This is a genomic window from Xenorhabdus bharatensis (assembly GCF_037996705.1).
Taxonomy (GTDB): Bacteria; Pseudomonadota; Gammaproteobacteria; order Enterobacterales; family Enterobacteriaceae; genus Xenorhabdus; species Xenorhabdus bharatensis.
In genome coordinates this window covers 1-24,912 of the sequence record NZ_JBBMXG010000034.1, presented here as the reverse complement: position 1 = coordinate 24,912, position 24,912 = coordinate 1, and the positions used below count along the sequence as shown (strand labels likewise).

Sequence of the window (24,912 nt, the reverse complement as noted above, 5' to 3'; positions counted from 1 at the left end):
TAACTGTTCAGTCACTCTTCAAGACTTTAATCTTTTTTTGCCTTTCGGCATGTCGATAGTGTCTTGCGAGTGCCCACACAGATTGTCTGATTAAGTTGTTAAAGAGCGGTGGCAACCGGACATTTCGTTCCGGATTGCGAGGCTGCGTATCTTACGCTTTTCGCCTCCGGAGTCAAGCGTTTATTTTCGCTTTCGTTCCGCTGGCCTTCGCGGCTGTGTTCAGCTCAGCGTCGGTCAGTGGTGGCGCATTATAGGGAGTTTTTCCGCCCTGACAACCCTTTTTTGCAATTTTATTTTCAACTGCATGTTTTTTGCGCTTTTCAATATAAAAACCACTCAATCAGGATGAAATTAATGCAAATTCACCATTGCGTGGTGATCTTTTCCTCAATAACATTCCACGCAATACTATCCTCTCTTACTGTTATTGAGGTTTTTATGTCTACTGTTTTACGTAACTATTTAAACTTACGGCCTCAAATTGGCCAAAGAGTCATGCTAGACCCTTCTTCTATCGTGATTGGAGATGTCAGATTGGCAGATAATGTAAGTATCTGGCCTTTAGTCGTCATCCGTGGTGACGTCAATTATATTTCTATTGGAGCTCGTACCAATATACAGGACGGTTCTATTCTGCATGTAACACATAAATCATCTGATAATCCTGATGGCTTTCCGCTAATCATAGGTGAAGAAGTTACTGTTGGTCACAAAGCAATGTTACATGGCTGTACGATAGGCAATCGAGTACTTGTTGGAATGGGTTCAATTCTGCTTGATGGCTCTATCATTGAAGACAATGTCATTATTGGGGCCGGTAGTCTTGTTCCACCACGAAAAATATTAGAAAGTGGATATCTGTATATAGGCAGCCCAGTCAAACAAGTGCGAAAACTCAAACATGAAGAGTTAGAAGGGCTGCTTTATTCTGCTAATAACTATGCCCGCTGGAAAGATGATTACTTAGCAGGTATATCAGACGATAGAAAGTAACATCCAAATTGATCATCCTGCCCACGTAGGATGATTTCTTCAAATTCTTCTTCCAAATCCCAACGATACTGGTGAAATAGCTCAAGGGGATGAAAATCATTACCATAACGTCGAGTTAATTCATCAGCAGTGATCAGACATTGCACTAGTAGGCCATTGACCATAGCAGGAAATATCACGCTGTTTTCCTGTTCATTCCATTCTTCACGATCAGGAAATTGAATTGCTTGATTCATAAGTGTAACTCTTCTCTTAAAGCAGCTAAAACAGGTTCTACTTTTGGTAAGACACCATGCCAAAGTTCAAAAGCATGCGCCGCTTGCCCCACTAGCATCCCTAACCCATCAGCCAAAAATGAGACTCCACTTCGTTGCGCAAAATTAAGGAAAGGAGTTAATCCTTTTTGATAATACATATCATAACAAGCAGCACCATTATGAAAAACTGATGGAGATATTTCAGGTACACTTCCATCAAGGCCAGAAGCAGTTGCATTAATGATAAGATCAAAATCTGGAGTCAGAAGAGATTTCATTTCAACTGCTTGGATATGACCAAATGCAGAAAACATATTTACTATACCTTGCGCACGTGCAAAAGTACGGTTAGTAATAGTCACAGTACATCCAAAGTCTAGTAAGGGAGATATGACTCCTTTAGCTGCACCACCTGCCCCAATAATCAGGATATGCTGCCCTTTTCTAATGACGTTAAGCCGCTGCAAATCTGCAAATAACCCAACCCCATCAGTGTTATCACCCATAAGCTGATTATTTTCAATTAGCTTGAGTGTGTTGACTGCACCACAGTGTTTAGCTCGCTCACTCAGCTGATGTGCACACTCATAAGCTCGCTCCTTAAAGGGAACAGTAATATTCGCACCTAAACCACCTTGTTCAAAAAATTGTTCCAATGTTTGTTCAAAATGTTCTAACGGAGCAAGCACTCTCCCATATTGATGTTCAATGCCCGTTTGTTTGGCAAATAATTGATGAATATAAGGGGATTTACTATGCGCAATCGGATTACCAAAAACCGCGAATTTATCCATTATTCCTTACCCTTGCCGATATAGTTTACCTGTCAAAGCGTCCCTGATTTCCGATGGATTCTTACGTCCACCCACTTCCCCCTCCAGCACAGGAAAAGCATTGCCGAATTGTCGACGAACTTCTTCTGAGCTCCGACATGGTTCCAGCCCGCTTAAATTTGCACTGGTTGATACGAGAGGTTTGCCATAAAGGACACATAATTCTCTGACCAAAGGATGATCGGTAACCCGGACAGCCAGTGTTGAGAACCTTCCCGTCAACCACTTTGGCGTCACAGAATTGGCTGGGATAACCCAGGTCACCGGCCCCGGCCAAACAGAGAAGATTGCCTTTTTCTGTTCATTATCCAACTGATCGTCATCAATATAGGGACATAACCTCTCATAACTATCAGCAATAAGGATTAACCCTTTATCTTTAGGTCTATTTTTCAGCAATAATAATTTATTAACTGCTTTTTCGCTGTCAGGGTCACAACCCAATCCAAAAACAGCTTCCGTTGGATAAGCAATGACTTGTTCTTCTTGTAAAGCCGTAATAATTAAATCAAATGCAGGAGAGACTTCATTACTCATTTTATTTCTCTGTTTCAATGGATTGCTGCTTACTACACAATCTACTGGCACAAAACAGTTTAATGCCCTGTGCGGTTTTCTTTTCGACCAATAAGGTATAGTGACAAAACTCACATTCTCCCTGTACCGGTTTATTATTCAGTGTGAACTGGCATTCGGGATATCGATTACAGGCGTGAAATGTTTTACCGAATCGCGATTTACGCTGAAATAATTTACCTTTCTGGCACTGAGGACAATTAACTGAAGAGTCATCCGGTTTATCAATCAACTCAATATGATTACATTCTGGATAATTGCTACAACCAATAAACATACCGTACCGCCCTTGCCGTAAAACCAAAGTTGAACCGCACTTAGAACAAATTTGCCCTTCCAGTTCCTTAATAACGTGTCCGTCTGATGATATTTTTAACGGTCGAACATAACAGCATGATGGATAATTGGAACAAGCATAAAATGGGCCATGAGCCCCGTTGCGGATCACTAGTTCAGCACCACATTCAGCGCAATATTCTGCTTGTTTTACTGCAAAGGGTACTTTTTTAGACATATCTTACTCACGGAATACTAATCACAATATTTATTGGAAAACCATAAATTTCAGGTAAGAGAAAATTTAATTTTTCAATTCACCCGAACATAGCCACCAGCAACAACAGCCACTTTTCCCATTAATTCAAGCTCCAATAATTGAGTCATAACTTCTGTAATAGGAAGCGAAGAGCGCTGAGCAATTATATCAACAGGTGTAACTTCATCACTTACGTTAACCAGCACCTCAGCAAATGGCAACTCTGTTTGAGCAAATTGTTTATTATCGTCCTGTTCTAGATTAATCCATTGAAAGTTAGTATTAATATGTTCCATTATATCAATCACACTGGTTGCTAAATAAGCCCCCTGTTTGATCAACCAGTGATTACCATCACTTGAAGGTCTTCCTAGTGGGCCGGGTAATGCAAAAATATCCCTTCCTTGTTCAAGTGCACAGCGGGCTGTAATCAGTGAACCACTATTTTGGTGCGCTTCGACAATAAGAATCGCTAAACTTAGCCCACTGATAATCCGGTTTCGTCTTGGAAAATTTTTAGCTTTAGGTGGTGTATCAGGAAAAAACTCAGAAACCAGAACCCCATTTTCTTTAATGCAGCAAGCTAAAGTGCGATGACGGTTAGGATAAATATTCTTAAGTCCACTCCCCAATACAGCAACGGTATTCCCTCCTGCATCAATAGCAGCCTGATGGCAAATACCATCAACCCCAATCGCTAATCCACTGGTTATTACTACCCCATTCTCCGCTAGCCCTCCAGCAAATACCTTTCCCCACTTTTCACCATAAAAACTTGCGGACCGGCTACCTACTATTGCAATTTGTTTCTCAGATAATGTGCTTACTTTTCCCGAGACAAAAAGTACCAATGGAGGCGAATAAATTTGTTTCAACAAAGAGGGGTATTCTGGATCAGAAAAGGTTAATAAATAATTTCCTGATTGTTCCAGCCAGTTAAGACTGGAAAGCAGAACAGAAGGGTTTGCTTTTAAAAACTGCATACTCTGTGTGGGCGATAAACCACAATCTTTCATCACAGCATGAGTAATATTTTTAACCTGTAGTAGGTGTTCGATTATAGACACGGCTTTTGCAACTGAAAGATGAGATACCATTTTCATTCTCAGCCATATTTCCATCATTTCCATTATTGTCATCCTGACTCAATATGCTGTCACGCTTACATGATTAATTTGTAGACGATACTGTCAATCTAATCAGGAAATGTCTAGAATAGGCGCTAATTATCACTCACTTTTTGGATGCAGTTCTAAACATATATGTCAGTTTTACAAGTATTACATTATCCAGATGAGCGGCTTCGCACAATTGCCAAGCCAGTAGAAAAAGTTGATGCAGAAATCCAGCGTATCATTGATGATATGTTCGAAACGATGTATGCAGAAGAAGGAATTGGCTTAGCAGCAACTCAGGTTGATATTCATCAGCGAATTGTTGTTATTGATGTTTCAGAGAACCGTGACCAGAGGCTTGTACTTATTAATCCAGAGCTAGTAACCGAGTCAGGTGAAACAGGTATCGAAGAAGGTTGTTTATCAGTTCCTGAACAACGTGCATTTGTACCACGATTCGAGCAAGTCAAAATTAACGCACTGGATTATCACGGTCAACCATTTGAACTGGAAGCTGATGGCCTATTGGCGATTTGTATTCAACATGAAATGGATCACTTGCTCGGTAAACTCTTCGTAGATTACCTGTCTCCGTTAAAACGACAGCGTATTCGCCAAAAAGTCGAAAAAATTGACCGACTCAGAGCTAAGGCTAAGTAAATTTTATCATTACGGGAAATAACAGTGTCTGATTCTTTACGTATTATTTTTGCCGGAACCCCTGATTTCGCGGCTCACCATTTGGCGGCTTTATTAAAATCGCAACATCAAATTGTCGGTGTACTCACTCAGCCTGATAAACCGGCAGGAAGGGGTAAGAAACTGACACCAAGTCCTGTAAAAGTATTGGCTGAAGAACATCATATCCCTGTTTTCCAGCCAAAAACATTACGTACAGAAGAAAGCCAACAGTGGGTCATGGAGCAACAAGCCGATATCATGGTTGTCGTTGCATATGGTTTGATCCTCCCTCAAGCGGTATTAGATATCCCCCCTTTGGGGTGCCTCAATGTTCACGGTTCTTTATTACCTCATTGGCGCGGTGCTGCACCAATTCAACGTGCTATCTGGGCTGGAGATAAAGAAACTGGGGTAACAATCATGCAAATGGATGCAGGCCTTGATACAGGTGATATGCTGTTAAAAGCAACCTGTCCAATTACAAACGAAGATACTACTGCGAGCCTGTATGACAAACTTGCCGATATCGGCTCCGATGCATTACTTAATACATTAAGTTTAATAACATCGGGTAATAGTCAGCCAGAAAGTCAGGATAATATTCTGGCTACTTATGCTGAAAAACTCAGCAAAGATGAAGCAAGAATAGATTGGAATTTATCAGCAATTCAGCTCGAACGTTGTGTACGTGCATTTAACCCCTGGCCAATAAGCTATTTCTTTATTGATGAACAGCCCATTAAAGTATGGGAGGCTCATGCTATTGACGGTAAGTCTAATCAAACCCCAGGAACAGTTATCCACGCGGATAAAAAAGGTATTCAGATTGCTACAACTGATGGGATATTGAATATTACTCAATTACAGCCCCCAGGCAAAAAAGCGATGTCAGCTACCGATTTATTAAATTCTAAGCGTGAATGGTTCACTCCGGGTAACAAAATCAACTAATATTCATTGCCTGTATGATGTCAGCATACAGGCACCTTCTCGCTTTACTACTATTATGCTGATGAAACTCAGCTTTTGACCATGCCATGAAAAATACATATAACCTGCGAAGCATCGCTGCAAAGGCGATTAGCCAAGTGCTAGATCAAGGACAGTCACTCAGCACTGTTATACCTGAACTCCAACAAAAAGTATCTGATAAAGATAAAGCTCTGCTCCAAGAACTCTGCTTTGGTGTAATGAGAGTTTTGCCTCAGTTGGAATGGTTTATAGCCCAATTAATGGCAAAGCCATTGAAAGGTAAGCAACGCATTTTCCACTATTTGATCATGGTTGGAATGTATCAACTGACTTATACACGCATACCTGCACATGCAGCGATCGCAGAAACAGTTAATGGGACAATCAGTTTAAAACGTCCACAATTGAAAGGACTCATTAATGGTGTTCTTCGAGAATTTCAGCGTCAACAAGAAGCGTTAGTCGAAAAATCTAATAATGTCAGTCACCATTTACATCCCAAATGGCTATTAACTCGTATTCAAAAAGCTTATCCACACAATTGGCAACATATTGTCGGTGCGAATAATCAAAAACCACCAATGTGGTTACGTGTCAATCAGATACACCACTCTGCTAATCAATATCTTTCTTTGCTACAAAAAGCCAATATCGCCGCAGAATTAGATACTGATCATCCCAACGCAATTCGTCTATTGAACCCTTGTCCTGTCAATATACTGCCTGGGTTTGATAAAGGCTGGGTTACCATTCAAGATCGTTCGGCACAAGGCTGTGCTGAATTATTAATGCCATGTGATGGAGAAAAAATACTTGATCTTTGTGCTGCACCAGGCGGTAAAACAACTCATATACTTGAGTTAGCACCAAACGCCAAAGTACTTGCCGTTGATATAGATGAACAAAGAATTAAACGCGTAGAAGAAAACTTACAGCGCCTTAATTTAAATGCTGTCATTAAAACGGGTGATGGGCGTTTCCCACACAAATGGGCTAGCGGAGAACAATTTGATCGCATTCTTCTTGATGCACCCTGTTCAGCAACAGGAGTGATACGTCGCCATCCAGATATAAAATGGTTACGAAGACATGAGGATATCGATCAGTTAGTGACGCTTCAAGCGGAAATACTTGATGCTATTTGGCCATACTTAAAGAAAAGTGGAACTCTGGTTTATGCCACATGCTCAATTTTACCTGATGAGAATAGCGAGCAGATTCAAGCATTTTTAAAACGCAACCCAGATGCCAAACTCTCTGGAACAGGTACACAAGAAACACCAGGAATACAAATTACTCCAGAGCTAACAGGCGGTGATGGCTTCTTTTATGCTCGCTTGACTAAGCAATAGTAAAGTAGCTTTTCTCTCGCTCTATCGGGCGAGAGAATGTAATAACTTGGCTAAAATAGCAAAATAATTGCAACTTCTAACACATAAAGAGAGTAGCTATGAAGATAATTATTCTGGGTGCTGGTCAGGTTGGTGGAACACTAGCTGAAAATTTAGTTGATGAAAACAATGACATTACTGTTGTTGATACCGATACAGATCGTTTACGCCAATTACAGGACAAATTCGATCTGCGGGTTGTGAATGGGTATGGTTCTCACCCCAGAGTTTTAAGAGAAGCCGGCGCAGAAGATGCAGATATGTTAGTTGCTGTTACAAATTCAGATGAAACTAACATGATCGCATGCCAGATCGCCTATTCTCTATTTAATACACCAAATAAAGTCGCCCGGATCCGTTCATCAGAATATATTAGAGAATCAGAAAAGCTATTTAAGCCCGGAGATATTCCTATCGATTATCTGATATCTCCAGAGCAGTTAGTTATCGATTATATCTACAAATTAATCCAATATCCCGGGGCCTTACAGGTTGTCAACTTCTCTGAAGGCCGCGTCAGTATTGTTGCAGTAAAAGCTTATTATGGTGGTTCACTTGTAGGGAATGCATTATCTTCTCTTCGCGAACATATGCCGCATATTGACAGCAAAGTTGCTGCAATATTTCGACAAGACCGCCCAATCAGGCCACAAGGCTCTACCGTTATTGAGGCTGGTGACGAAGTATTTTTTGTTGCTGCATCACAACATATCAGAGCAGTAATGAGCGAGCTACAGCGTCTGGAAAAACCATACAAACGTATCATGATAGTTGGCGGCGGAAATGTCGGTGCAGGTTTAGCCTTACGCCTTGAAAAAGATTATAGCGTCAAGCTTATTGAGCATAATCAGGAAAGAGCAACTGAACTTGCAGAGCTATTACACGATACTATAGTGTTCTATGGTGACGCTTCTGATCAAGAGCTACTGGCCGAAGAGCATATTGAGCAAGTGGATGTTTTTATAGCATTAACTAACGATGACGAAGCTAATATTATGTCAGCGATGCTTGCAAAACGGATGGGGGCCAAGAAAGCAATGGTACTTATCCAGCGTAGTGCATATGTAGATTTAGTCCAAGGTGGTGTCATTGATATCGCTATCTCACCCCAACAAGCCACAGTATCTGCATTACTTGGTCATGTCCGCAAAGCCGATATCGTTAGCGTATTCTCATTAAGGCGAGGTGTTGCTGAAGCTATTGAAGCAATTGCTCATGGTGATGAACATACTTCTAAAGTGGTTGGAAGAAAAATAGGAGATATAAAACTTCCCTCAGGAACAACCATTGGTGCCATTGTCCGCGGAGAAGAAGTCATCATCGCTAATGATTACAGCATTATTCAACAAGGCGACCATGTAATCATGTTTATTACAGATAAAAAATTTGTTCCTGAAGTTGAAAAGCTATTCCAACCAAGCCCATTCTTTCTATAAGTCACTTACACTGCTGCCAATTCAGAAACATTTGTACTCAAAAAATTAGAAGGCCAATGATAATAACTTGAAGAAATTATTATCATTGGCCTCCCAACCACTTCCTTTCCCATGTTTTGCTTTACGATTATAACTTCCTTTACCTTTTTTATTTTTTTCTACTCGTTGCCTGAACAAAGGATCATGTAGAAGAGCTTCTATCGCATTATCTTTGATAACGCCTTTTTTATGCTTATACGTTGTCATAGTGACCTCAAAATATAGTTATTTGAATAAATATAGCTTATCAATAGTACTCTTAATGTACAAAAGAATAAAGAAAAATCACTTCTTCATTGCCCCTTCTTCTAATATTTCTAATATTGAACAATAAGTACTGATATGCGCACTTCCGCAACAGGCATCACTTAACATTTTTAAAGAATCGCGCATTTTTTGCATTTCTAATAGTTTTTCCTCTATTTCCTGTAATCTAGAATCAACGATTCTCTTAGATTCTTGGCAGGTATGATGTTCAGGATCAACGCGAATAGACAATAACTCTACAATTGTCTCTAATGTAAAACCTAGTTGCTTTGCATAGCGAATAAAGCGTAACCGCTGTAAATCCTGTTTTGTATAAAGCCTATAACCACTTTCAGTTCTTTCTTCATGTTCCATCAACCCTTGTTTCTCATAAAAACGAATAGTATCAGGAGTAACATTCGCTAACTTAGCCAATTGACCAATACGATACATGGCAGCTTCTCATCAAACAGGGAAATAAAATCAATACTACCAGAATAGATTAATAAATCATCACCGGATGTTCTGCTGTCAACTAGGAACCAGAAAGTAATGGAGAAGATAAGAATAAATAATGACGGGAAGAATTAAAAGGCGATAAAAAACCGGGTATTATCCCGGTTTTTTATGCTTCTACAGATTACTCTGCAGCTGCTGCTTCTGTCTGAGACTCAGCGGCGCGGTCAACAAGCTCGATGTATGCCATCGGTGCATTGTCACCTGCACGGAAGCCACACTTCAGAATACGAGTGTAACCACCTGCGCGGCTCGCAAAACGCGGGCCCAGTTCATTAAACAGTTTTGCCACGATCTCGTTATCACGAGTACGGGCGAATGCCAGACGACGATTAGCTACGTTGTCGGTCTTGGCAAGAGTAATCAGCGGCTCAACGACGCGACGCAGTTCTTTCGCTTTAGGCAGAGTCGTCTTGATGATTTCATGACGAACCAAAGAACCTGCCATGTTACGGAACATAGCTTGGCGATGGCTGCTGTTGCGGTTCAATTGACGACCACTCTTACGATGGCGCATGACCTTATCCTTCTCAGTAAAACCTTAACCTGTGATCTAGTTATTCATCAGCAATACTTGCTGGTGGCCAGTTTTCCAAGCGCATGCCCAGAGAAAGTCCACGTGAAGCCAGTACGTCTTTAATCTCAGTAAGAGATTTTTTACCCAGATTAGGTGTTTTAAGTAACTCAACCTCAGTACGCTGTACCAGATCACCGATGTAGTGGATAGCTTCTGCCTTAAGGCAGTTAGCAGAGCGGACAGTCAATTCCAGATCGTCAACAGGGCGCAGCAGTATCGGATCAAACTCAGGCTTCTCTTCTTTGACTTCTGGTTGACGTACGTCACGTAAATCAACGAAAGCCTCCAGTTGTTCAGCCAGAATAGTAGCTGCACGGCGAATCGCCTCTTCAGGATCGATTGTACCGTTAGTCTCCATCTCGATAACCAGCTTATCCAAGTCAGTACGCTGTTCTACACGAGCTGCTTCAACATTGTAGGCAATACGCTCTACTGGGCTATAGCAAGCATCTACTAACAAACGACCGATAGGGCGCTCATCTTCTTCCGAATGAATTCGGGCAGAAGCCGGCACATAACCACGACCGCGCTGAACTTTAATACGCATGCTAATGGAAGCGCTTTCGTCAGTCAGATGGCAGATTACGTGCTGCGGCTTGACGATTTCGACATCACCGTCATGGATGATGTCGGCTGCAGTCACAGGGCCAATGCCAGATTTATTCAAGGTAAGGATGACTTCATCTTTGCCCTGAACTTTCACCGCCAGCCCTTTCAGATTGAGGAGAATCTCCAGGATATCTTCCTGTACACCTTCTTTGGTGCTGTACTCATGCAGTACACCATCAATCTCAACCTCAGTCACCGCACAACCCGGCATAGACGAAAGCAGAATACGGCGCAGTGCGTTGCCAAGAGTATGGCCAAAGCCACGCTCTAATGGCTCAAGGGTCACCTTGGCGTGCGTCGAACTGACTTGCTCGATATCTACCAGGCGCGGTTTTAGAAACTCTGTCACAGAACCCTGCATTGTGTCCTCTCTTTGGTGCTAAGCTTTACTTAGAGTAAAGCTCGACGATCAGGTGTTCGTTAATGTCAGCGGATAGATCAGTACGTTCAGGATTACGCTTGAACACACCTTCCATCTTCGCAGCATCAACTTCCAACCAAGTTGGTTTCTCACGCTGCTCAGCCAGCTCTAAAGCTGCCTTAATACGAGCCTGCTTTTTCGCTTTTTCACGAACGCTGACTACGTCATTCGGGGATACCTGATAAGAAGCGATGTTAACAACGCGACCATTTACCATGATAGCCTTGTGGCTCACCATCTGACGTGATTCAGCACGAGTCGCGCCAAAACCCATACGATAAACGACGTTATCTAAGCGACCTTCCAGCAAAGTCAGCAGGTTTTCACCTGTGTTGCCTTTCAGACGAGTAGCTTCTTTATAGTAGTTACGGAATTGACGTTCCAGAACACCGTATGTACGACGAACTTTTTGTTTTTCACGTAACTGAACACCGTAGTCAGACAGACGCGGTTTGCGTGCGCCGTGCTGGCCTGGTGCTTGTTCTAACTTACACTTGGTGTCAATCGCGCGAACGCCAGACTTCAGGAAAAGGTCTGTACCCTCGCGACGGCTCAGCTTGAGCTTAGGACCCAAATATCTTGCCATTTTCTTTCTCCAACAATCCTAAAAACGAAGACGTATTAAACGCGACGTTTTTTCGGTGGACGACAACCGTTATGAGGGATCGGAGTCACATCAGTAATATTAGTGATGCGGAAACCAGCCGCGTTCAGTGCGCGAATAGTTGACTCACGGCCCGGACCAGGTCCTTTAACCATAACTTCCAGGTTCTTAATTCCGTATTCTTTTACTGCTTCAGCACAGCGTTCTGCTGCAACCTGAGCTGCAAACGGAGTAGATTTACGAGAACCTCGGAAACCGGAACCACCGGCAGTTGCCCAACCCAAAGCGTTACCCTGACGATCAGTAATAGTAACGATGGTGTTGTTGAAAGAAGCATGGATATGAGCCACACCGTCAGAGACTTGTTTTCTTACACGCTTACGTGCACGAATAGGTGCTTTTGCCATTATTCAATACCCCGATTATTTCTTGATCGGCTTACGCGGACCCTTACGGGTACGTGCATTGGTCTTAGTACGCTGACCGCGAACCGGCAGACCACGACGATGACGTAAACCACGATAGCAACCAAGATCCATCAGACGTTTGATACTCAGGGTTACTTCACGACGCAAATCACCTTCTACAACGTATTTAGCAACTTCGTCACGCAGCTTGTCAATTTGCTCTTCAGACAGCTCACTGATCTTAACATTTTCAGCAATACCCGTTGCAGCACAGATAGCCTGTGAGCGGGTTTTACCGATACCGTAAATCGAAGTTAATGCGATTACAGTATGTTTCTGATCAGGAATGTTAATGCCTGCTATACGGGCCACTATGCACTCCTACAATATTTATTCACTGCAACACCATTCTGAAAAGCCCGTTTTCAGGATACTCAAATAATGTTGCTGTCAGATAAAAAGATTGGCTGGCTAATTTAGCCAGCTCAACCCAACTTTGCAAGAAAAATATGCGATTAATTAGCCTTGGCGCTGTTTATGCTTAGGCTCTGCACTACAAATCACACGAACGATACCGTTACGTTTAACGATTTTGCAGTTACGACATAATTTCTTGACGGAAGCACGAACTTTCATTTTTACTCTCCGTAACTTCTCAAGCAAACCGATTAGCGGTTATATCCTTTCAGGTTTGCCTTCTTCAATGCAGACTCGTATTGACTCGACATCATCAGAGTTTGCACTTGAGCCATAAAGTCCATGATGACGACGACTACAATCAGTAGGGAAGTACCACCAAAATAGAATGGAACTTTCATTGCATCACGCATGAACTCCGGGATTAAGCAGATAAAGGTAATATATAACGCACCAACTAAGGTTAGACGAGTCATTACTTTATCGATGTACTTAGCCGTTTGCTCTCCCGGACGAATTCCTGGTACAAATGCACCGGACTTCTTCAGGTTATCTGCCGTTTCTCTTGGATTGAACACCAAAGCCGTATAGAAGAAACAGAAGAAGATGATTGCAGATGCATACAATAACACATAAAGCGGTTGACCTGGCTGCAAATACATAGAAATAGTTGTCAGCCAATTCCAATTTGCTCCACTACCAAACCAAGAGGCTATAGTACCAGGGAACAAAATAATACTGGAAGCAAAAATTGCAGGGATAACCCCAGCCATATTCACTTTCAACGGTAAATGTGTACTTTGTGCTGCAAAAACTCTACGACCTTGTTGACGTTTGGCATAGTTAACGACGATACGACGTTGACCACGTTCCATGAAAACAACGAAGAAGGTTACTGCAAACACTAAGACTGCAACCAACAGCAACAGGAGGAAGTGCAGATCGCCTTGCCGAGCTTGCTCGATGGTGTGACCAATTGCAGGCGGAAGGCCCGCAACGATACCAGCAAAGATTATGATTGAAATACCGTTGCCGATACCTCGTTCAGTAATCTGCTCACCTAGCCACATCAAGAACATAGTTCCTGTGACCAAACTTACAACAGCCGTGAAATAGAACGCAAAACCTGGATTAATAACCAGCCCTTGCATCCCAGGCATATTCGGCAACCCAGTTGCAATACCTATTGACTGGAATATTGCCAGCACTAATGTGCCATAACGGGTGTACTGACTGATCTTACGACGACCAGCTTCCCCTTCCTTCTTAATCTCTGCTAAACGGGGGTTAACCACAGTCAGCAACTGGATAATAATAGATGCAGAAATATACGGCATTATACCCAGTGCAAAGATAGAAGCACGGCTTAAAGCACCACCAGAGAACATGTTAAACATTTCAATGATGGTGCCTCTTTGCTGTTCGAGCAATTTGGCAAGCACAGTGGCATCAATACCAGGGATTGGAATAAAAGAGCCAATACGGAAAACAATCAGAGCTCCAATAACAAACAAAAGTCTGCGTTTTAACTCACCTAATCCGCCTTTAGCACTTTGAAAATCTAATCCTGGTTGTTTAGCCATCTGTTACTTATTCCTCAATTTTACCGCCAGCAGCTTCAATTGCAGCACGGGCGCCTTTAGTAACACGCAAGCCACGCACAGTTACTGCGCGATTGACTTCGCCGGAAAGCATAACTTTCGCGAACTCAATTTGAGGGCCAACAATGTTAGCAGCTTTCAGTGCATTCAGATCGATAACATCGCCTTCAACACGAGCAAAGTCAGACAGACGAATTTCGGCTGTAATCATTGCTTTACGTGAAGTAAAGCCAAATTTTGGCAGACGACGGTACAGAGGCATCTGGCCGCCTTCGAAACCACGACGTACGCCACCGCCAGAACGAGATTTCTGACCTTTGTGACCACGGCCGCCAGTTTTACCCAGACCAGAACCGATACCACGACCTACACGTTTAGGTGCGTGCTTGGCACCTTCAGCCGGAGACAGAGTATTTAAGCGCATCTGTTACTCCTCAACTTTAACCATATAGGAAACCAAGTTGACCATACCGCGAACCGCTGGTGTATCTTCGCGTTCAACAGTATGACCAATGCGACGCAGACCTAAACCAGTCAGAGTTGCCTTATGCTTAGGCAAACGACCGATTGAACTGCGGACCTGTGTAATCTTGATAGTCTTAGCCATGGTCATTACCCCAGAATTTCTTCGACGGATTTGCCACGCTTAGCTGCGACCATTTCTGGAGACTTCATGCTGTCTAAAGCATCCAGGGTTGCACGAACCACATTGATTGGGTTAGTGGAACCATAGGTTTTAGCCAGTACGTTACGAACTCCAGCTACTTCCAGAACAGCACGCATCGCACCACCGGCGATGATACCTGTACCTTCATGAGCAGGCTGCATGAACACGCGGGAACCGGTGTGTGCGCCTTTCACTGGGTGGTGCAGGGTGCCGCTGTTAAGTGCGACGGTTTTCATATTGCGACGTGCTTTTTCCATCGCTTTCTGGATCGCTGCCGGAACTTCGCGTGCTTTGCCGTAGCCAAAACCAACGCGACCGTTACCATCACCAACTACAGTCAGTGCTGTAAAGCTGAAAATACGGCCACCTTTAACGGTTTTAGATACGCGGTTTACCGCGATCAGCTTTTCCTGCAGTTCGCCAGCTTGTTTTTCGATGTGAGCCATCTTACACCTCTACCTTAGAACTGAAGGCCAGCTTCACGGGCAGCATCTGCCAGTGCCTGGACTCTACCATGATATTGGAAACCAGAACGGTCAAAGGATACGTTTTTGATACCTTTTTCCAGAGCACGTTCAGCAACAATTTTACCAACTACTGCTGCGGCTTCTTTGTTTCCAGTGAATTTCAGTTGTTCACTGATAGCTTTTTCTGTTGTAGAAGCGGCCACCAGAGTTTCAGAACCATTTGGTGCGATAACCTGCGCATAAATATGGCGAGGGGTACGGTGTACCACCAGGCGAGTTGCACCCAGTTCCTGGAGCTTGCGGCGTGCGCGGGTCGCACGACGGATACGAGCTGCTTTCTTATCCATAGTGTTACCTTACTTCTTCTTAGCCTCTTTGGTACGCACGATTTCATCGGCGTAACGAACACCCTTGCCTTTGTATGGCTCAGGACGACGATAGGCACGCAGATCTGCCGCAACCTGACCAATCACCTGCTTATCAGCACCTTTCAGTACGATTTCAGTTTGTGATGGGCATTCCGCAGTAATGCCTGCAGGCAGTTGATGTTCAACCGGATGCGAGAAGCCTAAAGACAAACTAACAGAGTTGCCTTTAACTGCTGCACGGTAACCAACACCTACCAGTTGGAGCTTCTTAGTGAAGCCTTCGTTAACACCGATAACCATTGCATTCAGCAGAGAACGAGTTGTACCCGCCTGTGCCCATGCATCTGCAAAACCTTCGCGTGGAGCGAAAGTCAGCTGGCTATCTGCATGTGTAACTTCAACTGCGCTGTGGATTTCACGACTCAATTCGCCGTTTTTACCCTTAATCGAAATAACCTGACCGTTGAGTTTAACCTCTACGCCGGCAGGAATGACGACGGGTGCTTTTGCAACACGAGACATTCTTTCCTCCCGAATTAAGCTACGTAGCAGAGAATCTCGCCACCCAGACCAGCCTGGCGAGCTGCACGATCAGTCATTACACCTTTAGAGGTAGAAATAACAGCGATACCCAAACCAGCCATAACTTGTGGCAGCTCATCTTTTTTCTTATAGATGCGCAGACTTGGGCGGCTTACACGCTGGATGCTTTCTACAACAGCCTTACCTTGGAAGTACTTCAGAGTAATTTCCAGTTCTGGCTTGGTGTCGCCTTCGATTTTAAAATCTTCAATATAACCTTCTTCCTTCAGCACTTTGGCAATTGCCACTTTCAGCTTGGAGGAAGGCATGGTGACCGCAACTTTATTCGCGGCCTGACCGTTACGGATACGGGTCAGCATATCCGCGATCGGATCTTGCATGCTCATCTGTCTTTACTCCCGTGATTCAATTGGTGACAATTACCAGCTAGCCTTTTTAAGGCCCGGGATTTCACCGCGCATAGCGGCTTCACGGACTTTAATACGGCTCAACCCAAACTTCCGCAAAAATGCATGCGGACGCCCAGTTTGACGGCAGCGGTTACGCTGACGGCAAGGGCTGGAATCACGTGGCAGTGTTTGCAGCTTGAGAACAGCATTCCAACGGTCTTCATCAGATGCGTTTACATCAGAGATGATCGCTTTCAGTTCAACGCGTTTTGCGAAGAATTTCTCAGCTAATTTCGCACGTTTTACATCACGTGCTTTCATTGATTGCTTAGCCATGAATACCCTGCCTTACTTGCGGAACGGGAAGTTAAACGCAGCCAACAGTGCGCGGCCTTCATCATCAGATTTCGCAGTAGTGGTGATGGTAATATCCAAACCACGTACACGATCCACTTTATCGTAATCGATTTCAGGGAAGATGATTTGCTCACGAACACCCATGCTGTAGTTACCGCGACCATCAAATGACTTAGCGGACAAGCCACGGAAGTCACGAATACGTGGTACAGCAATAGAAATCAGGCGCTCAAAGAACTCCCACATGCGTTCGCCACGCAGGGTTACTTTACAGCCGATTGGATAGCCCTGACGGATTTTGAAGCCTGCAACTGACTTGCGTGCTTTGGTGATCAGTGGTTTTTGACCAGAAATTGCTGCCAGATCAGCTGCTGCATTGTCCAGCAGTTTCTTGTCAGCGATTGCTTCACCAACACCCATGTTCAGGGTGATCTTCTCGACCCGAGGGACTTGCATGACAGAATGGTAACCAAACTGACTCATCAGTTTCTGGACTACCTCGTCTTTGTAGTAATCATGCAGTTTCGCCATCGTATACTCCAAATTACTTGATAGTTTCGTTGTTAGATTTGAAGAAACGTACTTTTTTGCCGTCTTCGAATCTAAAACCTACACGGTCAGCCTTGCCGGTTTCTGCATTAAAGATTGCAACGTTAGAAACCTGAATTGCTGCTTCTTTTTCAACGATGCCACCTGGTTGGTTCAGAGCCGGAACTGGCTTCTGATGTTTTTTAACCAGATTGATACCTTCAACGATAATTTTACCAGAAGAAAGAACCTGTTTTACTTTACCGCGCTTACCTTTGTCTTTACCAGTCAGCACGATAATTTCGTCATCACGACGGATTTTCGCTGCCATTGCCTGCTCCTTAGAGTACTTCAGGTGCCAGAGAGATAATTTTCATGAACTTTTCATTACGAAGTTCACGAGTTACCGGCCCAAAAATACGCGTACCGATAACCTGCTCACTATTGTTGTTCAACAATACGCAAGCGTTGCTATCGAAGCGAATGACAGAACCGTCCGGGCGACGAACACCCTTCTTGGTGCGCACCACTACCGCTTTCAGGACATCACCTTTTTTGACTTTACCACGAGGAATCGCTTCCTTGATGGTGATCTTGATGATATCACCGACATGTGCGTATCGACGGTGCGAGCCACCTAGAACCTTGATACACATTACGCGACGTGCACCGGAGTTGTCGGCCACGTTCAGCATAGTCTGTTCTTGGATCATTTTAGTGCTCCGCTAAATGTCAACTACTACTGAGCCACTTTATTTTTAAAGAAGCCGTTTTAATATCCCACACTACGAGGGCGCGGCATTATAACACCACATCTTCGCGATGGACAGAAAAATAAACGGCTCTGTTATTTTTTGAGCCGTTTATTTCTTATGAGATAGCGCCCTGTTATAGAACCGCTTTCTCTACAACGCGAACTAAGGTCCAAGATTTAGTCTTAGACAGTGGACGGGTTTCGCGGATTTCCACTACATCACCAATTCCACATTCATTGTTCTCGTCATGTACGTGCAACTTAGTCGTACGCTTGATGAATTTACCATACAGTGGGTGTTTCACCTTGCGTTCAATAGCAACAACAATGGATTTTTCCATCTTGTCGCTAACAACACGACCTTGCAGAGTACGGATTTTATCGGTCATTACGCACCCGCCTTCTCAGTCAGTAAAGTCTTAACGCGTGCAATATTACGACGCACTTGTTTCAACAGATGAGACTGTTGCAGCTGGCCGCTTGCCGCCTGCATACGCAGATTAAACTGTTCACGTAACAGGTTCAGCAGCTCAGTGTTCAGCTCTTCAACGCTCTTTTCGCGCAGCTCTTGTGCTTTCATTACATCACCGTCTTAGTTACAAAGGTGGTTTTGATAGGCAGTTTCGCTGCCGCCAGCTTGAACGCTTCACGGGCCAGCTCTTCAGACACACCGTCCATCTCATACAGGACTTTACCAGGCTGGATCAAGGCAACCCAATACTCTACGTTACCTTTACCTTTACCCATACGCACTTCGAGTGGCTTCTCGGTGATTGGTTTGTCTGGGAACACACGGATCCAGATTTTACCTTGACGTTTAATTGCACGGGTCATAGCACGACGTGCCGCTTCGATTTGACGAGCAGTCAAACGACCACGGCCCACAGCTTTCAGACCGAAAGTGCCGAAGCTAACATCCGCACCGGCAGCCAGACCGCGGTTACGGCCTTTATGCACTTTACGGAATTTCGTACGCTTTGGTTGTAACATCAGCGACTCTCCTTACTTGCGGCCTTTACGCTGCTGCTTTTTAGGTTGAGCAGCCGGTTTTTCCGCCTGTTCAACAGCAGCCATACCACCCAGGATCTCACCTTTGAAGATCCATACCTTAACGCCGATTACACCATAAGTGGTGTGCGCTTCTGAAGTGTTATAGTCGATATCTGCACGCAGAGTGTGCAGAGGTACACGACCTTCACGATACCATTCAGTACGCGCGATTTCAGCACCGCCCAGACGGCCGCTTACTTCCACTTTGATGCCTTTAGCGCCCAGACGCATTGCGTTCTGTACAGCACGTTTCATAGCACGGCGGAACATAACACGACGTTCCAACTGTGAGCTGATGCTGTCAGCAACCAGTTTTGCGTCCAGTTCAGGTTTACGCACTTCGGCAATATTAATCTGCGCAGGAACACCAGCGATGTCCGCTACAGCTTTGCGCAGTTTTTCTACGTCTTCACCTTTCTTACCGATTACGATGCCTGGACGAGCAGTGTGAATAGTCACACGGATGCTTTTCGCAGGACGTTCGATAACGATACGTGAAATAGATGCTTTAACCAGTTCTTTATTCAAGTACTGGCGAACTTTAAAGTCGCTGTCTAGGTTGTCAGCGAATTCTTTGGTATTCGCATACCAGGTAGAGTTCCAAGGTTTGACAATACCCAGACGAATACCATTAGGATGTACTTTCTGACCCATTGCTAGTCTCCAGAGTCTCAGCGATCGGACACAACCACAGTAATGTGGCTGGTGCGCTTCAGGATACGATCTGCACGGCCTTTGGCACGAGGCATAATGCGCTTCATGGTTGGACCTTCGTCTACGAAAATTTTCGCAACTTTCAGATCATCGATGTCAGCGCCATCGTTGTGTTCTGCGTTAGCAATAGCAGACTCAAGTACTTTCTTCACTAAACCAGCAGCTTTCTTGTTGGTATAGGTCAGAGTTTCCAGAGCTTGCGACACTTTCTTACCGCGGATCAGGTCAGCCACAAGGCGAACCTTCTGAGCAGAAGAACGAGCGTGGCGATGTTTAGCGATAGTTTCCATCTCTTCCTCCTACCTTAGCGCTTCTTAGCCTTTTTATCGGCCGCATGGCCGCGATAAGTACGGGTCGGCGCGAATTCACCCAGTTTGTGACCAACCATTTCGTCGGAAACAAAAACTGGTACATGCTGACGACCATTATGGACAGCGATGGTCAAACCGATCATGTTAGGAAAGATCGTTGAACGACGGGACCAAGTCTTAATAGGCTTTTTGTCTCCGCTTTCCACCGCTTTCTCTACCTTCTTCAGCAAGTGCAGGTCAATAAATGGACCTTTCTTGAGAGAACGTGGCATGGTTTATCCTCTAATTATTTTTTAGAACGGCGACGTACGATGTATTGATCAGTACGTTTGTTACTACGGGTCTTCTTACCTTTGGTCTGGATGCCCCATGGAGTTACAGGGTGTTTACCAAAGTTACGACCTTCACCACCACCGTGTGGATGGTCAACTGGGTTCATCGCCGTACCACGAACGGTAGGACGGATACCACGCCAGCGGCTTGCACCAGCTTTACCCAGAACGCGTAGCATGTGTTCTGCGTTACCAACTTCACCTAAAGTAGCACGGCAGTCAGCCAGGACTTTACGCATTTCACCAGAACGCAGACGCAGGGTTACATAAGAACCATCACGTGCAACGATCTGAGCATAAGCACCTGCTGAACGGGCCAGCTGGCCACCTTTACCTGGTTTCATTTCTATGTTGTGAACAGTAGAACCAACCGGGATATTGCGCATTGGCAGAGCATTACCAGCTTTGATTGCAGAATCTGCACCAGACTGGATTTGATCGCCAGCTTTCAGGCCTTTAGGAGCCAGAATGTAACGACGTTCGCCGTCTTTATACAGAACCAGCGCGATGTTTGCTGAACGGTTTGGATCATATTCCAGACGCTCAACAACAGCAGGAATACCGTCTTTGTTACGTTTGAAGTCAATCAGACGATAGTGCTGTTTATGGCCACCACCAATGTGACGAGTGGTAATACGACCATTGTTGTTACGACCACCAGTTTTGCTGTTTTTTTCTAACAGCGGAGCATAAGGCTTGCCCTTATGCAGCTCAGGGTTAACCACTTTAACAACGTGGCGACGGCCCGGAGACGTAGGTTTACATTTAACAATTGCCATTGTTCTTTACTCCTCCGACTTACTCAGCGCCGCCAACGAAGTCCAGGTTCTGGCCTTCTTTCAGGGTGACGTAAGCTTTTTTCCAGTCGCTACGACGACCAACACGCTGACCGTGGCGTTTAACTTTACCTTTAACCAGCAAAGTGTTCACAACCTCAACTTCGACTTCAAACAGTTTCTGCACAGCAGCTTTGATTTCTGCTTTAGTCGCGTCTTTCGCAACTTTGAGAACGATGGTGTTAGTTTTTTCCATCGCTGTAGAAGCTTTTTCAGATACGTGCGGCGCGCGCAGTACTTTCAGCAGACGTTCTTCACGGATCATGCCAGCATCTCCTCAACTTGCTTCACAGCTTCAGCAGTCATAACCACTTTGTCGAAGGCGATCAGGCTTACTGGGTCGATACCCGCTGCATCACGGACGTCAACTTTGTACAGGTTGCGAGCTGCTAAGAACAGGTTCTCATCAACTTCACCAGTGACGATCAGCACGTCTTCCAGAGCCATCTCTTTCAGTTTCTGTGCCAGCAGCTTAGTTTTAGGTGCTTCAACAGAGAACTTCTCGACAACGATCAGACGATCTTGACGTACCAATTCAGACAGGATGCTTTTCAGAGCACCGCGGTACATCTTTTTATTAACTTTTTGACTGTGGTCCTGTGGCTTCGCTGCGAAAGTTACGCCACCAGAGCGCCAAATTGGGCTCTTAATTGAACCAGAACGCGCACGGCCAGTGCCTTTTTGACGCCATGGTTTTTTACCTGAACCAGAAACTTCAGCACGAGTTTTCTGAGCACGAGTACCTTGACGAGCACCAGCTGCATACGCAACAACTACTTGATGCACAAGCGCTTCATTGAAATCACGCCCGAAGGTAGTTTCGGAAACAGTCAGCGCGCTTTGCGCGTCTTTCAATACCAATTCCATTCCTATCTCCTCGACGTTACGCCTTGACAGCCGGTTTTACGATCAGGTTGCTGTTGGTTGCACCAGGTACAGCACCTTTGACCAGCAGCAGGTTGCGCTCTGCGTCAACACGTACTACATCTAGGCTCTGAACGGTTACACGCTCATTACCCAGTTGGCCTGCCATTTTCTTACCTTTGAACACCTTGCCCGGAGTCTGGTTCTGACCGATAGAACCCGGAACACGGTGAGACAGGGAGTTACCGTGCGTAGCATCTTGAGTACGGAAGTTCCAGCGTTTAACAGTACCCGCGAAACCTTTACCTTTAGATGTACCAGTAACGTCGACTTTTTTAACGTCAGCGAAAATTTCAACACTAATGCTTTGACCTACAGTGAACTCTGCATCGTTTTCAGACAGACGGAATTCACGCAGGATGCGGCCAGCTTCAACGCCAGCTTTAGCGAAATGACCTGCTTCAGGTTTGTTAACGCGGCTTGCTTTTTTGCTACCAGTCGTTACCTGAATTGCACGATAACCGTCAGTCTCTTCGTTTTTAACTTGAGTTACACGGTTATTTTCGATTTCGATAACAGTTACAGGGATTGAAACGCCTTCTTCAGTGAAGATGCGAGTCATGCCCACTTTTTTACCGACTAAACCAATCATTGTTTCAACCTCTCAATCGCTCAATGACCTGATTAACCCAGGCTGATCTGCACGTCTACACCGGCAGCCAGATCCAGACGCATCAGAGCATCAACGGTTTTCTCGGTTGGCTCAACGATGTCAACCAGACGTTTGTGAGTGCGAATTTCGTACTGATCACGCGCATCTTTATTAACGTGCGGAGAAATCAGAACGGTAAAACGCTCTTTACGAGTCGGCAGCGGGATCGGACCACGAACCTGCGCACCAGTGCGCTTAGCGGTCTCTACGATTTCCGCAGTTGATTGATCGATCAAACGATGATCAAATGCTTTCAGGCGGATACGGATTCTTTGGTTCTGCATGAGACCAGAGCTCCAACTATTTTATAAACGTAAATAACTACTCCTCACACCCATTTCGATTGATGGGGGAGTGTAATCGTTCAATATATAACCCCCATATCGGGGGTATTTTAATATGGCGGTAATTACCGCTCACACTGATAAAAATCAGCCTACGAAGTAGGTTAGCTCGCGCATTATACGTGAATCACTTCACAATGCAAGACAAGGATGAAATTTATTCAGAGAAATAATAAAGGCAGGTAAAAAACAATCAGAAATGAACGCCCTATATATGTCTACAGGGCGTTAAGTCATTCTATTCTTCTTCGATAATATGGGCCTGGATATAATTTTGCATGCCCATTCGTTTAATCAGATCGAGTTGTGTTTCCAGCCAGTCTATATGATTTTCTTCATCTGCAAGAATTTCAATCATCAAATCCCGGCTCACATAATCATGGATTGAATCAGCATATGCAATTGCTTCTCTCATATCCTGAGCACCGCGTAGTTCCAACGTCAGGTCGGATTGCAACATCTCTTCGACATCCTCACCGATATTGAGTTTACCCAAATCCTGTAAATTAGGGATACCTTCCAGAAACAAAATACGCTCAATATATTTATCTGCATGTTTCATTTCTTCAATAGATTCACGGTATTCGACATCATTCAGGCGCACTAACCCCCAGTTTTTAAACATGCGAGCATGTAAAAAATACTGGTTTATGGCGACAAGTTCGTTACCAAGAAGTTTATTAAGATGGGCAATTATTTTTTTATCACCTTTCATAATCAATTCCTCCGCTTCCAGTACCTACAGTTTAGTACTAATTAAACAGAGTAATTGCAAGATAATTGTGCTTATTTTAAGCAACATTAATTAGAGGGGGAAGCAAGGCGATCTCTTCATTAATTATTTCGCGGGCCTGACGTACACATTTTCCACAATCACTCCCCACAGGCACAAAGCTTTTCAGCTCTCTGATAGAACGAACATTCTGCTGCTTGACAGCATTACGTATGGCTTTATCACTTATTGCATTGCAGAGACAGATATACATGGAACACTCTTCTAACTATTTATAATGTTATAACTATTTGTGTACTGATTAACGAACTTAATTAGGCTCAACAGCAGTTATAGCTATAAAATAAAGTATATTGTCAAATTGTAAATGTAAATCACTCTCATTTCAATTGTTGTTTATATTTTATTGCTCTGCAAAATAAAGCTACTATTTTTTCGATGACATAAAAAAAGAGGAGCTTTCGCTCCTCTTTTTTAGAATCTTTTGCTAATCAAAGATTAAGCAATAACTTTAGCAACAACACCTGCGCCTACAGTACGGCCGCCTTCACGGATTGCAAAACGCAGACCTTCGTCCATTGCGATTGGAGCAATCAGATTAACTACCATGTTGATGTTGTCACCTGGCATTACCATCTCAACGCCTTCTGGCAGTTCGATAGTACCGGTTACGTCAGTTGTACGGAAGTAGAACTGTGGACGGTAACCTTTGAAGAA

The 24,912-nt window shown here is 44.2% G+C and carries 43 protein-coding genes; 5 read left to right on the top strand and 38 right to left on the bottom strand.

Going from position 1 to position 24,912, the window contains the following annotated elements; genetic code table 11:
• Window positions 1-438: 438 nt before the first annotated feature.
• Window positions 439-993, top strand: a complete 555-nt coding sequence (locus AAC855_RS20420) for a gamma carbonic anhydrase family protein (protein ID WP_340611970.1) — start codon at window positions 439-441, stop codon at window positions 991-993.
• Here the strand turns inward: AAC855_RS20420 and AAC855_RS20415 are convergent.
• The 5 genes from AAC855_RS20415 to dprA form a co-directional block, all read right to left on the bottom strand.
• Entirely contained in the window at window positions 960-1,229 is a 270-nt protein-coding gene (locus AAC855_RS20415; RefSeq protein WP_340611968.1) for a DUF1488 family protein, read from the bottom strand. The genes AAC855_RS20420 and AAC855_RS20415 overlap by 34 nt on opposite strands.
• Window positions 1,226-2,044 (bottom strand): shikimate dehydrogenase, encoded by an 819-nt coding sequence (gene aroE / locus AAC855_RS20410; protein WP_340611967.1) that lies wholly within the window; start codon window positions 2,042-2,044, stop codon window positions 1,226-1,228. Before aroE ends, AAC855_RS20415 begins: the two co-directional genes overlap by 4 nt.
• Before the next feature lie 6 nt (window positions 2,045-2,050).
• The gene (gene tsaC / locus AAC855_RS20405) at window positions 2,051-2,620 is read right to left on the bottom strand and encodes an L-threonylcarbamoyladenylate synthase type 1 TsaC (protein WP_340611966.1); all 570 of its coding nucleotides are present in this window, start codon (window positions 2,618-2,620) and stop codon (window positions 2,051-2,053) included.
• Window position 2,621: 1 nt separating this feature from the next.
• Window positions 2,622-3,173, bottom strand: coding sequence for a DNA topoisomerase family protein (locus AAC855_RS20400; protein WP_340611964.1), 552 nt, complete (start codon window positions 3,171-3,173; stop codon window positions 2,622-2,624).
• 74 nt (window positions 3,174-3,247) lie between these two features.
• Entirely contained in the window at window positions 3,248-4,324 is a 1,077-nt protein-coding gene (dprA, locus tag AAC855_RS20395; RefSeq protein ID WP_340611962.1) for a DNA-protecting protein DprA, read from the bottom strand.
• Between the two features lie 132 nt (window positions 4,325-4,456).
• Here dprA and def point away from each other — a divergent pair, with 132 nt between their 5' ends.
• From def to trkA, 4 genes are all read left to right on the top strand, one after another.
• Window positions 4,457-4,969, top strand: a complete 513-nt coding sequence (def, locus tag AAC855_RS20390) for a peptide deformylase (protein WP_340611960.1) — start codon at window positions 4,457-4,459, stop codon at window positions 4,967-4,969.
• Between the two features lie 24 nt (window positions 4,970-4,993).
• On the top strand, window positions 4,994-5,941 hold the full coding sequence (gene fmt / locus AAC855_RS20385; protein WP_340611958.1) for a methionyl-tRNA formyltransferase: 948 nt from the start codon (window positions 4,994-4,996) through the stop codon (window positions 5,939-5,941).
• An 86-nt stretch (window positions 5,942-6,027) separates the two neighbouring features.
• On the top strand, window positions 6,028-7,314 hold the full coding sequence (rsmB, locus tag AAC855_RS20380) for a 16S rRNA (cytosine(967)-C(5))-methyltransferase RsmB (protein ID WP_340611957.1): 1,287 nt from the start codon (window positions 6,028-6,030) through the stop codon (window positions 7,312-7,314).
• A 98-nt stretch (window positions 7,315-7,412) separates the two neighbouring features.
• Window positions 7,413-8,789 (top strand): Trk system potassium transporter TrkA, encoded by a 1,377-nt coding sequence (gene trkA, locus AAC855_RS20375; protein ID WP_340611955.1) that lies wholly within the window; start codon window positions 7,413-7,415, stop codon window positions 8,787-8,789.
• Window positions 8,790-8,834: 45 nt separating this feature from the next.
• Here trkA and AAC855_RS20370 read toward each other — a convergent pair whose 3' ends face one another.
• From AAC855_RS20370 to AAC855_RS20210, 33 genes are all read right to left on the bottom strand, one after another.
• Complete coding sequence (locus tag AAC855_RS20370) at window positions 8,835-9,035, bottom strand: alternative ribosome-rescue factor A (protein ID WP_340611954.1); 201 nt, start codon at window positions 9,033-9,035, stop codon at window positions 8,835-8,837.
• Between the two features lie 78 nt (window positions 9,036-9,113).
• Complete coding sequence (gene zntR, locus AAC855_RS20365) at window positions 9,114-9,527, bottom strand: Zn(2+)-responsive transcriptional regulator (RefSeq protein ID WP_340611953.1); 414 nt, start codon at window positions 9,525-9,527, stop codon at window positions 9,114-9,116.
• 187 nt (window positions 9,528-9,714) lie between these two features.
• Window positions 9,715-10,107, bottom strand: coding sequence for a 50S ribosomal protein L17 (gene rplQ, locus AAC855_RS20360; protein WP_099123304.1), 393 nt, complete (start codon window positions 10,105-10,107; stop codon window positions 9,715-9,717).
• Between the two features lie 40 nt (window positions 10,108-10,147).
• A complete protein-coding gene (locus AAC855_RS20355; protein ID WP_038269634.1) occupies window positions 10,148-11,137 on the bottom strand; it encodes a DNA-directed RNA polymerase subunit alpha in 990 nt (329 codons plus the stop codon).
• 25 nt (window positions 11,138-11,162) lie between these two features.
• Window positions 11,163-11,783: a 30S ribosomal protein S4 gene (gene rpsD / locus AAC855_RS20350; RefSeq protein WP_086955015.1), complete on the bottom strand. Its 621-nt coding sequence runs from the start codon at window positions 11,781-11,783 to the stop codon at window positions 11,163-11,165.
• 35 nt (window positions 11,784-11,818) lie between these two features.
• Window positions 11,819-12,208: a 30S ribosomal protein S11 gene (gene rpsK, locus AAC855_RS20345; protein ID WP_002919257.1), complete on the bottom strand. Its 390-nt coding sequence runs from the start codon at window positions 12,206-12,208 to the stop codon at window positions 11,819-11,821.
• A 15-nt stretch (window positions 12,209-12,223) separates the two neighbouring features.
• Window positions 12,224-12,580 (bottom strand): 30S ribosomal protein S13, encoded by a 357-nt coding sequence (gene rpsM, locus AAC855_RS20340; RefSeq protein WP_086955014.1) that lies wholly within the window; start codon window positions 12,578-12,580, stop codon window positions 12,224-12,226.
• Between the two features lie 147 nt (window positions 12,581-12,727).
• On the bottom strand, window positions 12,728-12,844 hold the full coding sequence (gene rpmJ / locus AAC855_RS20335; RefSeq protein ID WP_012768118.1) for a 50S ribosomal protein L36: 117 nt from the start codon (window positions 12,842-12,844) through the stop codon (window positions 12,728-12,730).
• 32 nt (window positions 12,845-12,876) lie between these two features.
• Entirely contained in the window at window positions 12,877-14,208 is a 1,332-nt protein-coding gene (gene secY, locus AAC855_RS20330) for a preprotein translocase subunit SecY (protein WP_099111741.1), read from the bottom strand.
• A gap of 7 nt (window positions 14,209-14,215) precedes the next feature.
• Window positions 14,216-14,650, bottom strand: coding sequence for a 50S ribosomal protein L15 (rplO, locus tag AAC855_RS20325; RefSeq protein ID WP_099111742.1), 435 nt, complete (start codon window positions 14,648-14,650; stop codon window positions 14,216-14,218).
• A gap of 3 nt (window positions 14,651-14,653) precedes the next feature.
• The gene (gene rpmD / locus AAC855_RS20320; protein ID WP_008913894.1) at window positions 14,654-14,833 is read right to left on the bottom strand and encodes a 50S ribosomal protein L30; all 180 of its coding nucleotides are present in this window, start codon (window positions 14,831-14,833) and stop codon (window positions 14,654-14,656) included.
• 5 nt (window positions 14,834-14,838) lie between these two features.
• On the bottom strand, window positions 14,839-15,339 hold the full coding sequence (rpsE, locus tag AAC855_RS20315; RefSeq protein WP_015836271.1) for a 30S ribosomal protein S5: 501 nt from the start codon (window positions 15,337-15,339) through the stop codon (window positions 14,839-14,841).
• A gap of 14 nt (window positions 15,340-15,353) precedes the next feature.
• Window positions 15,354-15,707: a 50S ribosomal protein L18 gene (gene rplR / locus AAC855_RS20310; protein ID WP_012990483.1), complete on the bottom strand. Its 354-nt coding sequence runs from the start codon at window positions 15,705-15,707 to the stop codon at window positions 15,354-15,356.
• Between the two features lie 9 nt (window positions 15,708-15,716).
• Window positions 15,717-16,250 carry a 50S ribosomal protein L6 gene (gene rplF, locus AAC855_RS20305; RefSeq protein ID WP_340611952.1) on the bottom strand — a complete coding sequence of 178 codons (534 nt, stop codon included), beginning with the start codon at window positions 16,248-16,250 and terminating at the stop codon, window positions 15,717-15,719.
• Window positions 16,251-16,264: 14 nt separating this feature from the next.
• A complete protein-coding gene (rpsH, locus tag AAC855_RS20300) occupies window positions 16,265-16,657 on the bottom strand; it encodes a 30S ribosomal protein S8 (RefSeq protein WP_273556256.1) in 393 nt (130 codons plus the stop codon).
• 33 nt (window positions 16,658-16,690) lie between these two features.
• Window positions 16,691-16,996 carry a 30S ribosomal protein S14 gene (gene rpsN / locus AAC855_RS20295; RefSeq protein WP_010847489.1) on the bottom strand — a complete coding sequence of 102 codons (306 nt, stop codon included), beginning with the start codon at window positions 16,994-16,996 and terminating at the stop codon, window positions 16,691-16,693.
• 12 nt (window positions 16,997-17,008) lie between these two features.
• Entirely contained in the window at window positions 17,009-17,548 is a 540-nt protein-coding gene (rplE, locus tag AAC855_RS20290; RefSeq protein ID WP_004246952.1) for a 50S ribosomal protein L5, read from the bottom strand.
• Window positions 17,549-17,561: 13 nt separating this feature from the next.
• Window positions 17,562-17,876, bottom strand: coding sequence for a 50S ribosomal protein L24 (rplX, locus tag AAC855_RS20285; protein ID WP_099111745.1), 315 nt, complete (start codon window positions 17,874-17,876; stop codon window positions 17,562-17,564).
• 10 nt (window positions 17,877-17,886) lie between these two features.
• Window positions 17,887-18,258, bottom strand: a complete 372-nt coding sequence (gene rplN / locus AAC855_RS20280) for a 50S ribosomal protein L14 (protein WP_010847486.1) — start codon at window positions 18,256-18,258, stop codon at window positions 17,887-17,889.
• Between the two features lie 175 nt (window positions 18,259-18,433).
• Window positions 18,434-18,688 (bottom strand): 30S ribosomal protein S17, encoded by a 255-nt coding sequence (gene rpsQ / locus AAC855_RS20275; protein WP_010847485.1) that lies wholly within the window; start codon window positions 18,686-18,688, stop codon window positions 18,434-18,436.
• Window positions 18,688-18,879, bottom strand: coding sequence for a 50S ribosomal protein L29 (gene rpmC / locus AAC855_RS20270; RefSeq protein ID WP_010847484.1), 192 nt, complete (start codon window positions 18,877-18,879; stop codon window positions 18,688-18,690). The genes rpsQ and rpmC overlap by 1 nt, the downstream gene beginning before the upstream one ends.
• Window positions 18,879-19,289 (bottom strand): 50S ribosomal protein L16, encoded by a 411-nt coding sequence (rplP, locus tag AAC855_RS20265; RefSeq protein WP_036773456.1) that lies wholly within the window; start codon window positions 19,287-19,289, stop codon window positions 18,879-18,881. The genes rpmC and rplP overlap by 1 nt, the downstream gene beginning before the upstream one ends.
• A gap of 12 nt (window positions 19,290-19,301) precedes the next feature.
• Window positions 19,302-20,003, bottom strand: coding sequence for a 30S ribosomal protein S3 (gene rpsC / locus AAC855_RS20260; RefSeq protein WP_010847482.1), 702 nt, complete (start codon window positions 20,001-20,003; stop codon window positions 19,302-19,304).
• A gap of 17 nt (window positions 20,004-20,020) precedes the next feature.
• Complete coding sequence (gene rplV / locus AAC855_RS20255; RefSeq protein ID WP_038240485.1) at window positions 20,021-20,353, bottom strand: 50S ribosomal protein L22; 333 nt, start codon at window positions 20,351-20,353, stop codon at window positions 20,021-20,023.
• 14 nt (window positions 20,354-20,367) lie between these two features.
• Window positions 20,368-20,646: a 30S ribosomal protein S19 gene (gene rpsS / locus AAC855_RS20250; RefSeq protein WP_011148791.1), complete on the bottom strand. Its 279-nt coding sequence runs from the start codon at window positions 20,644-20,646 to the stop codon at window positions 20,368-20,370.
• Between the two features lie 14 nt (window positions 20,647-20,660).
• Window positions 20,661-21,485, bottom strand: a complete 825-nt coding sequence (gene rplB / locus AAC855_RS20245) for a 50S ribosomal protein L2 (protein WP_099111746.1) — start codon at window positions 21,483-21,485, stop codon at window positions 20,661-20,663.
• Between the two features lie 19 nt (window positions 21,486-21,504).
• Window positions 21,505-21,807 carry a 50S ribosomal protein L23 gene (gene rplW, locus AAC855_RS20240; RefSeq protein ID WP_099111747.1) on the bottom strand — a complete coding sequence of 101 codons (303 nt, stop codon included), beginning with the start codon at window positions 21,805-21,807 and terminating at the stop codon, window positions 21,505-21,507.
• A complete protein-coding gene (rplD, locus tag AAC855_RS20235) occupies window positions 21,804-22,409 on the bottom strand; it encodes a 50S ribosomal protein L4 (protein ID WP_340611950.1) in 606 nt (201 codons plus the stop codon). The genes rplW and rplD overlap by 4 nt, the downstream gene beginning before the upstream one ends.
• Before the next feature lie 16 nt (window positions 22,410-22,425).
• Window positions 22,426-23,058: a 50S ribosomal protein L3 gene (rplC, locus tag AAC855_RS20230; RefSeq protein ID WP_340611949.1), complete on the bottom strand. Its 633-nt coding sequence runs from the start codon at window positions 23,056-23,058 to the stop codon at window positions 22,426-22,428.
• 32 nt (window positions 23,059-23,090) lie between these two features.
• The gene (gene rpsJ, locus AAC855_RS20225; protein WP_001181005.1) at window positions 23,091-23,402 is read right to left on the bottom strand and encodes a 30S ribosomal protein S10; all 312 of its coding nucleotides are present in this window, start codon (window positions 23,400-23,402) and stop codon (window positions 23,091-23,093) included.
• Between the two features lie 298 nt (window positions 23,403-23,700).
• Entirely contained in the window at window positions 23,701-24,177 is a 477-nt protein-coding gene (bfr, locus tag AAC855_RS20220; protein ID WP_340611948.1) for a bacterioferritin, read from the bottom strand.
• A 76-nt stretch (window positions 24,178-24,253) separates the two neighbouring features.
• Window positions 24,254-24,448, bottom strand: coding sequence for a bacterioferritin-associated ferredoxin (gene bfd / locus AAC855_RS20215; RefSeq protein WP_340611946.1), 195 nt, complete (start codon window positions 24,446-24,448; stop codon window positions 24,254-24,256).
• Between the two features lie 245 nt (window positions 24,449-24,693).
• On the bottom strand, window positions 24,694-24,912 hold a 219-nt coding region (locus AAC855_RS20210), incomplete at its 5' end, for an EF-Tu C-terminal domain-related protein (protein ID WP_479715144.1).